We start from the raw sequence: 13,775 nt of genomic DNA, 5'->3' as shown, positions 1-13,775 counted from the left end.
CAACTCGCTACGACAAGCTGGCCGAAAACTTCCTCGCCATGGTCCAACTGGCCTCAATGCGGCTGTGGCTCCGTGTTTATGAGTCTACAGCCTAGATTGGTGGTTGGCTGCCTTGTCAGGGATGGCCAACATTGCAATCGAGGTCCAATGATCTAGTCGTAAGCCGGTACTAAAGACTTCAAACAGTGCAGAGGCACGCGATAAATGTTGTCGACTCGTATCATATTGCTTTGTCCCGCAGCTTTTATGGTTTCGTGTGGCGGAACAGGAAGCACCCAGCGGCCCGACGACAACCCCCAAGCATCGTTCAGGTATCAATGCATTATAGCGAATGAACTAGGCGAAGGATCATTCACGAAGATTGACGGAAAAATTTTCGACGTCGTCACATCAAGGCCCGATGCAGATCGGCTCGCAAAGGCTGTGTCGAATACTCCTAGTCGTAAGTACTTTTACGCTAGGGTGTGCGTGCAAGGTTTTTTTGAATACAAGATCGGCATGATCGGACATGTGCAAACTGAACCGCGCGCATTCATTAAGCTTACAAAATTTGAGATTATCTCATCCGACAATGATCTGGATGAGCTTCGTGCACTGATGAGAGGTGCACCACTGCCTGCTAAGAGTGATGTGTTCTGACGCGAAAAGGCGGAACGGCAACAACTGGGCGAAACTGGTCATCCGAATTGGCCATTCCACCTAATAGGCCGCGTTGACATCAAGCGACGGGGCGTTGGCCTTGGCCAGGATATCGCGCAGCCCGACGTTTTCGTCGGGATAGCGGATGTCGTTGATTTTCCAGCCTTCCTCCTTGCGGGCCATGGTGATCACCAGGTGCACGGTGGGGCCATCGGCCACGCCACTGCGGGTCACGGTGACGTGGGCCAGGGCCTTGTGGGCATCGGCATGGGTGATCATGATGGTCTGCTGCAGATCGGTGGGGTTGTTGCACAGGCAGAGCGGATTGCCCGCCAGCGACGAGCCGGTGCCGCGCGTGGTATCGGCCAGCAGGCCGGCCATCTCTTCGGAAAAATAGCGGTGGCGCAGATCGCCCACGGTGGAAACCGCGCCGCCAAGGCCATCGTCGGCAAACATGGCCTTGAGAAACGCGGTGGGATCATCGGGCGTGGCCGCCGAGAAAATGCCGGCCTGGCTGCTGGCGCCGGACGGCTCGGCATCGAGCGTGCCGGCGATATCCGGCGTATCGGCATCGTGCGAGAACAGCCGCGACAGCTGGCTGCAGCCAGTGGTGCCGGCCAGCAGGCCAACGGCAAGAGCGATGGTGACGAAAGGCTTGGTCTTCATGCCAGGTGCTTGGCTCGCTGCAAAGTCCTGGTCCCCACCTGCGATGATAGCCGGGGCTGAGCGGCTTGGCGATACAAATCATGTGATGGCGGCTTGACCGACCGCAGGATTGCAGGCAGAACAATAACAATTGTTAGAAAATGAGTCCCGGTTGCGGGACCATGATGGGAGAGATCTGCCGGTGAAACTGCACCTGCCGCCCCGCGTCAGCCCCCAGGGCTTTGCCGCCGCGCTCAAGGCCTATGAAGGCGTGGTGGGCAAGGACTGGGTCATGGCCAGCGAAAGCGACCGTGACGCCTATTCCGATATCTATGCCCCCGGCGATGCCGAGCAATGGGCCGCCAGCGCCGCCGTGGCGCCGGCCAATGTGGAGGAAGTGCGGGCGGTCGTGCGCCTCGCCAACGAGCACAAGACCCCGCTGTGGCCGGTCGCGCGCGGCAAGAACCTGGGCTATGGCACGGCCGCGCCGCGCATGGCCGGGTCGATCGTGCTCGATCTGGGGCGCATGAACAAGATCATCGATATCGATCCCAAGCTGGCGACCTGCGTGGTGGAGCCGGGCGTGGGGTTCTTTGATCTGCACGATGCCATCCTGCGCGGCAACCACCCCTTGTGGATGAGCGTGCCGGGCAATGGCTGGGGCTCGGTGATCGGCAACGCGCTCGATCACGGCATCGGCTATACCCCCTATGGCCTCCATGCCCGCAACCTGTGCGGGCTGGAAGTGGTGCTGCCCGATGGTGACCTGCTGCGCACCGGCATGGGGGCGATGACCGGCAACCCGGCCTGGCACCTGTTTCCGTTCAGCTATGGTCCGACCTATGACCTGGCGTTCACCCAGTCGAACCTGGGCGTGGTCACCAAGGCCGGGTTGTGGCTGCAACCCGCGCCCGAAGCCTCGCTCGAACTGATCTTCGACATTCCCGAAGAGGGGGATATCGGCTGGGTGGTCGATACCATCGCCCCGCTCAAGATTTCCGGGCTGATCGAGCAGAACGTGTTCATCCCCAGCTGGCTGGGCAAGATGGTATTGAAAGGCCAGCGCCACGATTTCTGGGACAAGCCCGGCGCCATCCCCGAATGGCGCGTGGCCGAGCTGCTCAAGCAGTACAAGCTGGGCTACTGGCAGGTGGCGCTGCGCCTCTATGGCGAGGAAAGCGTGATCAAGGCCAAGGCCGAGATCGTCAAGGCGGCGATGAAGCGCCATCTGGCCGCGCCGCCGCAGGAAAACTGGTGGCGCCAGGGCGACGCCATCGGCCAGTACGAGATCACTATGGGCGTGCCCTCGGCCGTGCCGCTACAGATGTCTGACTGGATCGGCGGGCGCGGCGCGCACATGGGCTTTTCCCCGGTGGTGCCGGCGAGCAGCGAGCATGTGCTGGGTCAGTTGAAGCGCAGCCGCAAGATTATCGCCGATCATGACGTGGATTTCTATGCCAGCTTCACCATCGGCGGGCGCTTTGCCAACAACATCAACATGCTGATGTACGATCGCGACGATGCCGCGATGGTTTCGAACATGAAGGCGCTGTTCAACGCGCTGATCAGCGAGACGGCCAAGGCTGGCTATGGCGAATACCGCACGCACCTGGGCTGGATGGACCCGGTGATGGACACGTTCGATTACAACAACCACGCGCTGCGCCGGTTTGACGAGCGGGTGAAGAACGCGCTCGATCCCAACGGCATCATCGCGCCGGGCAAGCAGGGCGTGTGGCCCGCCGCCTATGCCGCGCAGCGCCATTCCGCGCCGCAGGATAGCGTGACCAAGGGAGGCAAGGCATGACGCGCACCATTCTCGCAGTTGCGGCGATCGTTCTGGGCGCCTCGGTCGCGCTGGCGCAGGCTGGGGCGCCGCATGCACCGATGGGGCCGCCGCCGGGGCCGCCGCCGCCCTATCAGCTGCGCCCGGCCTATCCGGCGGGCGATCGCACCGCTGCCGGCGGCAATGGCAAGGTGCTGTTCGAGGCGCACTGCGGCTATTGCCACCTGGCCGGGGGCATGGGCACCAACCTGGTGACCAAGCAGCAGATGATGATGGGCCGCACGCCCGACCAGGGCCTGCTGGCCAACCGCACCGATCTTACCGCCGATTACGTCAAGGCCGTGGTGCGCGGCGGCAAGGGCGCCATGCCCACGCAGACCCGCGTCGATATCACCGATGCCGAACTCGACGCCGTGGCAAAGTACCTGGGGAAGGCGGGCTGATGCGCGTGAGGCTCGATCGCCGCACGCTGCTGCGCAGCGGCGCGCTGGGGGCTGCCGGCGTGGCCCTGCCGGCCGGTGCCCAGGCCATGGTGCCACCTGCGCTGGTGGTGTTTGACAGCCGCGTAGCAGAAAGCCGCGCCTTTGCCGCCGGCTTTCCGCTGGCTGCGCGTCACGATCTGGCGCTCGGCCCTCTGGCGCTGCACCGCCGCCTGGCCACGCTGGACCAGGGGCGCGTCGAAGGGCTGACGGGGTGGAGCGACTGGGTTATGCTGCGCGGTGCCGCGCGCGGGCAGGGTTTGCGGACCACGGCCGAGCGCGCGGTGGCTGCGCCGCTTTCGGGCAAGCGGCACCTGTTCCGCTGGAGCATGGCGGCGCGGAGTTGATCTGCCCTTTGAGGCAGCAAACGTGAAACGCACGCAGATGGCGGCTTGACCGCCGGCAATCCGCATTTAGTATGCAACACTAACAAATACCGGGGTAACCGGAATCGGGAGAGTCGATGCCATAGCCGCGTGTTCGCCTGTGGTTTTTGCCCGCCAGCCTGGCGCTTCCCGGTTCCGCCGATATGCGGATGAGGAGAAGCCATGCGTGCGATTGATTACTTCGACCGGGGCCATGACCGCGATCCCGCGCGGCTGGCGATTGTCGATACGCAAACCGGCCTGAAGCTGACCTTTGCCCAAACCAAGGAATTGAGCGAGCAGATCGCCGCCGCGCTGCAACGCCACGGCTTTGAAAACCAGGATCTGCTGGGCCTCTATGGCCCCAACGATGGCATGCTGCTGGTGGTGCTGCTGGCGATGTGGCGCGCCAATGGCAAGTGGATCCCGGTCAACACCCGCAATGCCATCGATGCCAACGCTGCCTATATCAACTATGTGCGCTGCAAGTGGCTGGTCTATCATTCCAGCAAGGCCGATGAAGTGGCGCAGTTGAAAGCGCTGTGCCCGGTGATGCAGCATTTCGTCTGCCTTGATCGGCGCATGGGCGACGATCCCAGCCTGGAAGAATTCATCGCCGGCGTGACCGCGCAGGATTTCGTCGAGCCCGAGATCGACGCATTCGGCAACCTGTTCGACATGGTCGGCATTTTTCCCACTGGCGGCACCACCGGCCCATCGAAGGGTGCCAATGTCACCAACCTGGGCTGGGGCACGATGATCGAGACCGCGGCCGATGCCATGGGCGGGCGCACGGCCGATCCCGTGGCGCTGGTGTCTGCCCCGATCACCCACGCCGCCGGGCCGATTGCGCTGTCGACGCTGAGCCTCGGCGCGACGCAGGTGATCCTGCCGGGCTTCGATGCCGAAGCCGTGCTTTCCGCGATCGAGGAGCACAAGGTCACCCACATGTACCTGCCGCCCACGGCGTTGTACCAGCTCATGGCCTCTCCGCAGATCGGCGCGCACGATTATTCGAGCCTCAAGATCTTCATCCTGGTTGGGTCGCCCTGCTCGCCCGAAAAGCTGCGCCAGGCGGTGGAGATTTTCGGCCCGTGCATGTGCCAGGCCTATGGCCAGGTGGAATGCCCGATGATCGTGGCCTGGTTCCCGCCCGAAGACGTCGCCCGCTTTGCCCGGGAGGCACCCGAAAAGCTGGCCGCCTGCGGCAAGCCGACCCGCTCGATCAAGGTGGCGCTGCTCGATGATGATGGGCAGCCGGTCGCCTTGGGCGAGGCTGGCGAAATTTGCGTGCGCGGCGCGCTGGTGACGCACAGCTATTTCGAAAAGCCCGAGGAAACCGCCGAAATCCGCAAGTTCGGCTGGCACCACACTGGTGACGTGGGCAAGCTTGATGCTGACGGCTACCTCTACATCGTCGATCGCAAGAAGGACATGGTGGTCTCTGGCGGGTTCAACGTGTTCACCGCCGAGGTCGAGGCGGCCGTGACCGAACTGCCCCAGGTGCGCGAGGCCTGCGTGTTTGGCATCCCGCACGAAAAGTGGGGCGAGCAGGTGCATGCCGTGGTCGTGGCCCAAGGGGTGAGCGAGGCGGACATCATCAGCTTTGCCAAGGCGCGGCTGGGCGGAGTGAAAGCGCCCAAGTCGGTGGAGTTTGTCGACGCCATTCCCCGCACGGCGGCCGGCAAGATGGACAAGAAGGCCCTGCGCACGAAATACTGGGGCAATGCCCAGCGCATGGTGAACTGAACACAGTGAACTGACCTGAAAAATCAGGCGCAAGAACGACGTGACATGGAGAGAGTGATGCGGAACGGGTTCGTGGCTGGGTTGGGCCTCGCATCGCTGGCGGCGCTGGCGCTGGCAGGGTGTGGCAAGGCGGTGGGTGATGCGCCGGCGGGCGCGGCGACAAGCGGGGTGACCGACGCCCTGATTGCCGCGGCCCCGCAGGATGAATGGCTCAGCTACGGGCGCGATTACGGCGAGCAGCGCTTTTCGCCGCTCGACAAGATCAACACCGGCAACGTCGGGCAACTGGGCCTGGCCTGGTCGGTCGATCTCGATACCGCGCGCGGCCAGGAAGCCACGCCGCTGATGCACGATGGCGTGCTCTACACCACCACCGCCTGGTCGATGGTCAAGGCCTATGACGCGCGCACCGGCAAGGTGATCTGGCAATACGATCCCAAGGTGCCGCGCGAAACCCTGGTTTCGGCCTGCTGCGACGCGGTCAACCGCGGGGCGGCGCTCTATGGCGACAAGATCTATGTCGGCACGCTGGATGGGCGGCTGATCGCGCTCGATCAGAAGACCGGCCATGTCGTGTTCGACAAGGTCGTCGTGCCCGATCCCAAGAACTATGCCATCACCGGCGCGCCGCGCGTGGTGAAGGGGCGCATCGTCATCGGTTCGGGCGGCGGGGAATACCGCGCGCGCGGCTATATCGCGGCTTATGACGCGCAGACCGGCGCGCAGGTGTGGAAGTTCAACACCGTGCCGGGCAACCCCAAGGACGGGTTCGAGAACAAGGCGATGGAAGCCGCCGCCAAGACCTGGACCGGCGACTGGTGGACGCTGGGCGGTGGCGGCACGGTGTGGGATTCGATCACCTATGATCCCAAGACCAACCTGATCCTGTTCGGCACCGGCAATGCCGAGCCGTGGAACCCGGCGCCCGCCGGGCGCACGGGGGATTCGCTCTACACCTCGTCGATCGTGGCGGTGAATGCCGATACCGGCGCCTATGCCTGGCACTATCAGGAAACGCCCGAAGACCGCTGGGACTTCGATTCCGATGCGCAGATCACGCTGGCCGACATGACGATCGACGGCAAGCCGCGCCACGTCGCGCTGCATGCGCCCAAGAACGGCCATGTCTATGTGCTCGATGCGCAGACCGGGCAGTTCCTGTCGGCCACGCCCTTCGTGCCGGTGAACTGGAACACCGGGATCGATCCAAAGACCGGCCGGCCGACGATCAACCCCGAGGCCCGCTATGAGAAGACCGGCAAGCCGTTCATCGGCCTGCCGGGTGCGGGCGGGGCCCATTCGTGGCAGCCGCAAAGCTTCAGCCCCAAGACCAACCTCTTGTATATTCCGGCCAACGTCGCCGGCTTCCCCTATTTCGCGGCCAAGGACTGGAAGCCCAGCGGCATGGGGTTCCAGACCGGGATCGATGGCTATACCACCGCGATGCCGGCCGATCCCAAGGTGCAGGCCGGTGCGCTGGCCGGCACGACCGGCGCGCTGATCGCGTGGGACGTGGCCAATCGCAAGGTGGCCTGGCGGGTGGACCAGGTTTCGCCGTGGAACGGCGGCATCCTGTCGACGGCTGGCAACCTCGTGTTCCAGGGCAATGCCCAGGGGCAGTTCGTGGCCTATAGCGCCGACAAGGGCCAGAAGCTGTGGTCGTTCCCGGCGCAGAGCGGCATCGTTGCCGCGCCGATGACCTATGCCATCGGCGGCGAGCAATATGTGGCGGTGATGGTCGGCTGGGGCGGCGTGTGGGACGTGGCCACCGGCATTCTGGCGCACAAGGGTGGGGCATCGCGCAACATCAGCCGCCTGATGGTGTTCAAGCTGGGCGCCAAGGGGCAATTGCCGCCGCCGCCACCCAGCAATGCCGGCCCGCTCGATCCGCCGCCGCTGACCGGCACGCCCGAGCAGGTCGCCCATGGCGGCATGCTCTATGGCCGCTATTGCAACGTCTGCCACGGTGATGCCGCGGTGGCCGGTGGGGTGAACCCGGATCTGCGCCATTCGGGTGCGATCGGTTCGGCCGAGGGCATCAAGATGGTCGTGCTCGATGGCGCGCTGCACGAGGCCGGAATGGTCTCGTTCAAGAGTGTGCTGACCGCCGACGATGCCGAGGCGATCCGTCAGTACCTGATCGCGCGCGCCAACCAGGACAAGGCGCTGGAGGCCAAGACTGGCCAGCGCATCGGCAAGGGCACGGCGCGCAATTGACGCGCGCTTGGCCCGGTGAAACTGTTATGATACATTACAAATAATGGAGAGGAGTCGGCCATGAACGAGATGACGACGATTTCGCGCGAGCAGCGCGCCTATTCCCCGCAAGCGTCGGCCTTTCTGGCGCGCAAGCCGCAGTTGTTCATCAACAACGAATGGGTGGACAGCAGCCATGATGCCGTGATCGAGGTGGAAGACCCGTCGAGCGGCAAGATCGTGGGCCACGTGGTCGATGCATCGGACAAGGACGTGGATCGCGCCGTGGCTGCCGCGCGCACCGCGTTCGATGATGGCCGCTGGTCTGGCCTGCCGCCGATGGTGCGCGATCGCACGATGAACCGCCTGGCCGATCTGCTCGAGGCCAATGCCGATCTCTTTGCCGAACTCGAAGCGATCGACAACGGCAAGCCCAAGACGATGGCCGGCGCCATCGATATTCCCGGCGCGATCAGCCAGTTGCGCTTCATGGCCGGCTGGGCCAGCAAGATTTCGGGCGAAACCACGCAGCCCTATACCATGCCTGGCGGGCAGGTGTTCAGCTATACCGTGCGCGAGCCGGTGGGCGTGTGCGCGCAGATCGTGCCGTGGAACTTCCCGCTGCTGATGGCTTCGCTCAAGATCGCGCCGGCCCTGGCGGCGGGCTGCACCCTGGTATTGAAGCCGGCCGAGCAGACCTCGCTCACCGCGCTCAAGCTGGCTGATCTGGTGGTGGAGGCCGGCTTCCCCGCCGGCGTGATCAACATCATCACCGGCAATGGCCACACGGCGGGCGATCGCATGGTCAAGCACCCCGATGTCGACAAGGTGGCCTTCACCGGATCGACCGAGATCGGCAAGCTGATCAACCGCAACGCCACCGCCAGCATGAAGCGCGTGACGCTGGAACTGGGCGGCAAGAGCCCGGTGGTGGTGATGCCCGATGTCGACGTGGCGCAGGCAGCGCCGGGCGCGGCGGGTGCGATTTTCTTCAATTCGGGGCAAGTCTGCGTGGCGGGCTCGCGGCTGTTCGCGCACAAGTCGGTGTTCGATCAGGTTCTCGAAGGCATGGCCGCCACCGCCCCGTTCTGGAGCCCGCGCCCCAGCCTCGATCCCGAGGCGCACATGGGGCCGCTGGTCAGCAAGGAACAGCACGAGCGGGTGATGGGCTATATCGAAGCGGGCAAGCGCGATGGCGCCAGCGTGGTGATGGGCGGCGACGTGCCGGCCAGCGATGGCGGCTATTACGTCAACCCCACGATCCTGGCCAACGTGAACCCGCAGATGAGCGTGGTGCGCGAGGAAATCTTTGGCCCGGTCGTGGTGGCGCAGCGCTTTGAAGACCTGGATGAAGTGGCGCGCATGGCCAACGACACCTGCTTTGGCCTGGGCGCCGGCATCTGGACCAAGGATGTGGCAACGATGCACAAGCTGGCGGCCAAGATCAAATCGGGCACCGTCTGGGGCAACTGCCACGCCATGATCGATACCGCGCTGCCGTTCGGCGGCTACAAGGAATCGGGCCTGGGCCGCGAGCAGGGCCGCCAGGGCGTGGAAGCCTATCTCGAGACCAAGACCGTAATTATCCAGCTGTAAGGCGCTGATTTAAAGCGCGCCCTTTTCTCTTCGTCACCCCGGGCTAGACCCGGGGTCCCGCTTCTTCGTTCCGCAGTGCCGGATTAGGTGCCAAGCGGGACCCCGGGTCTAGCCCGGGGTGACGAAAGATGAGGCGCACATCGCAAGGACTGCATTGATGCCCATAGACCTGTCCAAGATCACCGCCATCGACGTGCACGTGCACGCCGAAGTTTCGTGCCACGATCCCGAAGATCCGGTGATGGGCAAGTTTTTCGATGCGGCATCGAGCTATTTCAAGGCGCCGCGCGAGCGGCCCAAGATGCCCGAGATCGCGCAGATCTATCGCGACCAGAACATCGCGTTCTGCCTGTTCACGGTGGACTGCGAGAGCGGGATCGGCGCCAAGCGCGTGTCGAACTATGAAATCGCCGAATTTGCCGCGCAGAACGACGACGTGTGCATCCCCTTTGCCTCGATCGATCCGCACAAGGGCAAGTATGGCGCGCGCGAGGCGCGTGACCTGATCGAAAACTATGGCGTCAAGGGCTTCAAGTTTCACCATATCTGCCAGAACATCCATCCGGCCGAGCAGGTTGGCTATGCCATCTACGAGGTGATCAACCACTACAAGCTGCCGGCGATCTTCCACACCGGGCATTCCGGCATGGGCACCGGCATGCGCGGGGGCGGGGGCATCCGCCTGAAATACGGGCAGCCGATGCTGGTCGATGATGTGGCGGTGGATTTCCCCGACATGAAGATCATCCTGGCGCACCCCTCGTGGCCGTGGGTGGATGAAAGCCTGTCGATGGCGCTGCACAAGGACAACGTGTTCATCGACCTGTCGGGCTGGAGCCCCAAGTATTTCCAGCCGCAGATCATCCAGTATGCCAATACCCAGCTGCGCAAGAAGATGCTGTTCGGCAGCGATTTCCCGCTGATCCGGCCCGACAAGTGGCTCGACGCCGCGCGCCAGGTCGGCTTCCGCGACGATGTGCTGCCGGGCATCATGAAGGACAACGCCGTGCGGTTGCTGGGCCTGGAATGACCTCCGATCCGGCCGACATCCGCGCGTGGCAGCGGCTGGGGGCCGATGTCACCACGTCGGGCCGGCTGGAGCCGCGCGACGTGGCGCGGCTAGCCGGGCTGGGCGTGGCCCATGTGATCAACCTGGCGCTGGAAACCCACCCAGAGGCCCTGCCCGAAGAGGGCGCGCGGCTGGCGACGGCGGGCATCGGCTATACCCATATCCCCGTGCCGTTCGATGCGCCCGATGACGGGCATTTCGCCGCGTTCTGCGCAGCACTGGATGCAGCGCCGCGCCCGGTGCACGTGCATTGCATCATGAATTGGCGGGTGGCGGCGTTCTTCTATCGCTGGCACCGCGCGGTGGCCGGCATGGGCGAGGGGCAGGCGCGCGCGCTGATGGCCCGGCAATGGACGCCAGAAGGGTCTGACCGGCCCGAGGCGCAGGTCTGGGCCGCGTTCATCGCAGGCGGGCGGGCATGACGGATTTCGCCGGCCGCCATGTGGTGATCACCGGGGCTTCCAGCGGGATCGGCCGCGCGACGTCGCAGCGCGTGGTGGCCGGCGGCGGCACGGTAACCCTGATTGCCAGGCGCGCCGCCTTGCTGGAAGAGGCGGTGGCAGAATTGGGCGGCGCGGCCGGATGGGCAGTGGCAGACGTGGCTGACAAGCCGCAATTGCTGGCGGCGCTGGACGCGGGTGTGGCTGCGCGCGGCGCCATCGACGGCCTGTTCTGCAACGCCGGTATCGGCGGCACGTTTGCCGCAGTGGAAGACTATGGCGACGCGGCGTTTGCGGCGGTCATGGCGGTCAATGTCACGGCGGTATTCCACGCTATTGCCCATGTCGTTCCGGCGATGAAGCAGCGGCGGCGCGGCGCGATCCTGGTGACCGGCAGCCTGGCGAGCGAGCGCGGCATGGCGATGAACGCGGGCTATGTCGCGTCAAAGCACGCGGTGCTCGGCCTGTCGCGCGCGGTCGCGCTGGAACTGGCGCCGTTCGGCGTGCGCTGCAATTGCGTGGTGCCCGGTTTCATCGAAACCCCGATGCTCGATGCCCTGCCACCCGATGCCGCAACGGCGATGGCCGCCCGCGTGCCGCAGGGGCGCACCGGCAGTGCCGATGAACTGGCGCAGGTCGCCGCCTTTCTGCTGTCGGATGCCGCAGCCCATGTCACCGCGCAAAGCTGGGCCGTGGATGGCGGCCTTTTGGGAACCCTGTCGCTGTAACGGAGTGCGACCATGGCCTTGACCTATTACCACGCCGAACCCGTGGCGAACTCGCTCAAATCGATGATTCCGCTCAAGGAAAAGGGTCTGGGCTATACCAGTCGCTATGTCGATCTGCACAAGTTCGAGCAGCACCAGCCGTGGTTCACCGCGATCAATCCCGAAGGACAGGTGCCCGTGCTCGATCACGATGGCACGATCATCACGCACACCACCGTGATCAACGAATACCTGGAGGATGCCTTCCCCGATGCCCAGCCGGCCGATGGCCCGTTGCGACCGCGCGACCCCGTGGACGCGGCGCGGATGCGCTATTGGAACAAGTTTGTTGACGAGCATGTGATGAACCACGTGTCGATGCATGGCTGGCACCGCATGGTTGGGATCATTGCACGCAACATCGAGAACGGCGAATTCGAAAAGCTGCTGGAAAACATCCCGCTGCCCGACCAGCGCAAGAAATGGGCGACGGCGCGATCGGGCTTTTCCGAAAGCGACCTGGCCCATGCCCTGGACAAGATCACCTATGCGGTGGACAAGGTGGAACGCCAGCTGGGGCAAACCGCCTGGCTCGCCGGGGACAGCTATACCCTTGCCGACATCAACTTTTATGCCCATTGCGGGATGATGGTGGAGCGTATGTTCCCCGAACTGGATATCGCCGTGCGCGCGCCGCGCCTGGTGGCCTGGCGTGATCGCATGACTGCACGGCCCGCCGTGGCCGCCGCGCTGGCGGGCGAGGATCGCACCGCGCCCGGCCTGCGCACCTGGACCGGGCACGCGCGTTAAGAGAGGATTGCAGGAAAATGGCCGGTTTCGTTCTGATCCATGGATCGTGGCATGGTGGCTGGTGCTTTGACACCGTGGCCGCGATCCTGGCCGCGCGCGGGCATACCGTGGTGGCGCCGACGCTGCCCGGTATGGGGGGCACGGCCGAGGAAATGGCGGCGGTGACACTGGAGGACTGGGGCGATTTTGCCGCGCAGCATTGCGCCGATCTCAAGGCCCGGCTGGGTGGCGCGCCGGTGGTTCTGGGCGGGCACAGCCGTGGCGGGCTGGTGGTGAGCACGGCGGCCGAACGCCATCCCGAGGCGATGGACAGCCTGGCCTATATCTGCGCGATGATGCTGCCCGCTGGCCTGTCGCGCGCGGAATTCAAGGAGATCGTTGGCCCCAATGCGCCGTTCGAGGCGATCATCAAGCCCCTGCATGGCAGCATTGCCACGGTGATCGATCCACTCGACGGGGCAGGCGATGTGTTTGCCCAGCTTTCCCCGCCTGACGCGGTGGCCGCCGTTCTGCCCCGCCTGATGGCCGAGCCAAGCGAGCCCCGCCGGCAGAAGATCGTCGTCACGCCCGAGCGTTGGGGCAGCAAGCCGCGCACTTATGTGGAATGCACGCAGGATCGCACGATCCCGATCGACAGCCAGCGCCGCATGATCGCCATGTCGCCCGGTGCGCAGGTCATCACGCTGGAGGCGGACCACAGCCCCTACCTGTCGATGCCAGAGGCCCTGGCCGACGCGCTCGAAGCGGCGATCTGATCCTCCCCGTATCGGGGAGGGGGACCGCGCGAAGCGTGGTGGTGGGGATTGGCCACTGAAGCGGCGTTCAAGGTAGAAACGCCCCTCCACCAGCCTGCGGCTGGTCCCCCTCTCCGTGTCGGGGAGGATCAATCGGCGAAGAAGTTCAATTCCAGCAGCACGTTGTTGGGATCGGCCACGAAAATCTGGCGCAGGCCGATCGCCGCGACGAAGTTGGTCTTGGCCTCCAGCCCCATGGCCGCGATCCGCGCGCTGACGGTGTCATGCCCGGAACAGTTGAGCGCGACATGGTGGATCGCGCCGGTCACCCGGCCCGGCTCCACCGCGCGGTCATAGGTGCGCGGGCAATCGGTGCTGTTGATGTGCAGCACGGCCCGCCCGCCCTTGTCATAGAGCCACTGCGCGTTTTTCGGGGTCAAGGGCGGGGGCGCGTCGCGCTGCTCAAGCCCGAGCAGCGCGACGTAGAAAGCGCAGGTTTCGCCCAGGCGGTCGGTGATGATGTTCACATGATCGAGGGCGTTGACCTGCATCTTGCTTCC

General features: G+C 64.7%; 13 protein-coding genes and 1 pseudogene. 12 read left to right on the top strand and 2 right to left on the bottom strand.

What is annotated here, in order from left to right; all coding sequences use genetic code 11:
• Window positions 1-95, top strand: a pseudogene (locus FHW97_RS19930) (IS5/IS1182 family transposase); the annotation flags it as partial.
• 604 nt (window positions 96-699) lie between these two features.
• Here FHW97_RS19930 and FHW97_RS19925 read toward each other — a convergent pair.
• Window positions 700-1,305: a hypothetical protein gene (locus tag FHW97_RS19925; RefSeq protein ID WP_171799592.1), complete on the bottom strand. Its 606-nt coding sequence runs from the start codon at window positions 1,303-1,305 to the stop codon at window positions 700-702.
• Between the two features lie 181 nt (window positions 1,306-1,486).
• On the opposite strand from FHW97_RS19925, the gene FHW97_RS19920 reads away from it, so the two are divergent.
• The 11 genes from FHW97_RS19920 (at window position 1,487) to FHW97_RS19870 (ending at window position 13,236) form a co-directional block, all read left to right on the top strand.
• Complete coding sequence (locus FHW97_RS19920; protein WP_054132640.1) at window positions 1,487-3,091, top strand: FAD-binding oxidoreductase; 1,605 nt, start codon at window positions 1,487-1,489, stop codon at window positions 3,089-3,091.
• Complete coding sequence (locus FHW97_RS19915) at window positions 3,088-3,513, top strand: cytochrome c (protein WP_054132641.1); 426 nt, start codon at window positions 3,088-3,090, stop codon at window positions 3,511-3,513. The genes FHW97_RS19920 and FHW97_RS19915 overlap by 4 nt, the downstream gene beginning before the upstream one ends.
• Window positions 3,513-3,896: a hypothetical protein gene (locus tag FHW97_RS19910; protein ID WP_062787555.1), complete on the top strand. Its 384-nt coding sequence runs from the start codon at window positions 3,513-3,515 to the stop codon at window positions 3,894-3,896. The genes FHW97_RS19915 and FHW97_RS19910 overlap by 1 nt, the downstream gene beginning before the upstream one ends.
• 201 nt (window positions 3,897-4,097) lie before the next feature.
• On the top strand, window positions 4,098-5,663 hold the full coding sequence (locus FHW97_RS19905) for a class I adenylate-forming enzyme family protein (protein WP_171799591.1): 1,566 nt from the start codon (window positions 4,098-4,100) through the stop codon (window positions 5,661-5,663).
• A 57-nt stretch (window positions 5,664-5,720) separates the two neighbouring features.
• Window positions 5,721-7,880 (top strand): PQQ-dependent dehydrogenase, methanol/ethanol family, encoded by a 2,160-nt coding sequence (locus FHW97_RS19900; protein ID WP_171799590.1) that lies wholly within the window; start codon window positions 5,721-5,723, stop codon window positions 7,878-7,880.
• A gap of 60 nt (window positions 7,881-7,940) precedes the next feature.
• A complete protein-coding gene (locus FHW97_RS19895; RefSeq protein ID WP_253941905.1) occupies window positions 7,941-9,455 on the top strand; it encodes an aldehyde dehydrogenase family protein in 1,515 nt (504 codons plus the stop codon).
• 157 nt (window positions 9,456-9,612) lie between these two features.
• Window positions 9,613-10,485 (top strand): amidohydrolase family protein, encoded by an 873-nt coding sequence (locus tag FHW97_RS19890; RefSeq protein WP_022677623.1) that lies wholly within the window; start codon window positions 9,613-9,615, stop codon window positions 10,483-10,485.
• Window positions 10,482-10,946, top strand: a complete 465-nt coding sequence (locus FHW97_RS19885; protein ID WP_022677624.1) for a beta-lactamase hydrolase domain-containing protein — start codon at window positions 10,482-10,484, stop codon at window positions 10,944-10,946. Before FHW97_RS19890 ends, FHW97_RS19885 begins: the two co-directional genes overlap by 4 nt.
• On the top strand, window positions 10,943-11,692 hold the full coding sequence (locus FHW97_RS19880) for an SDR family NAD(P)-dependent oxidoreductase (protein WP_171799589.1): 750 nt from the start codon (window positions 10,943-10,945) through the stop codon (window positions 11,690-11,692). Before FHW97_RS19885 ends, FHW97_RS19880 begins: the two co-directional genes overlap by 4 nt.
• 12 nt (window positions 11,693-11,704) lie before the next feature.
• Entirely contained in the window at window positions 11,705-12,481 is a 777-nt protein-coding gene (locus tag FHW97_RS19875; protein WP_168352526.1) for a glutathione S-transferase family protein, read from the top strand.
• A 17-nt stretch (window positions 12,482-12,498) separates the two neighbouring features.
• Window positions 12,499-13,236 (top strand): alpha/beta fold hydrolase, encoded by a 738-nt coding sequence (locus FHW97_RS19870; protein WP_022677626.1) that lies wholly within the window; start codon window positions 12,499-12,501, stop codon window positions 13,234-13,236.
• A gap of 128 nt (window positions 13,237-13,364) precedes the next feature.
• Here the strand turns inward: FHW97_RS19870 and FHW97_RS19865 are convergent, their stop codons facing one another.
• Entirely contained in the window at window positions 13,365-13,766 is a 402-nt protein-coding gene (locus tag FHW97_RS19865) for a VOC family protein (protein WP_022677627.1), read from the bottom strand.
• Between the last annotated feature and the right edge of the window lie 9 nt (window positions 13,767-13,775).

The organism is Novosphingobium sp. SG754 (assembly GCF_013149315.1).
GTDB classification, from domain to species: domain Bacteria; phylum Pseudomonadota; class Alphaproteobacteria; order Sphingomonadales; family Sphingomonadaceae; genus Novosphingobium; species Novosphingobium capsulatum.
This window is presented reverse-complemented; position numbering and strand designations above follow the sequence as displayed.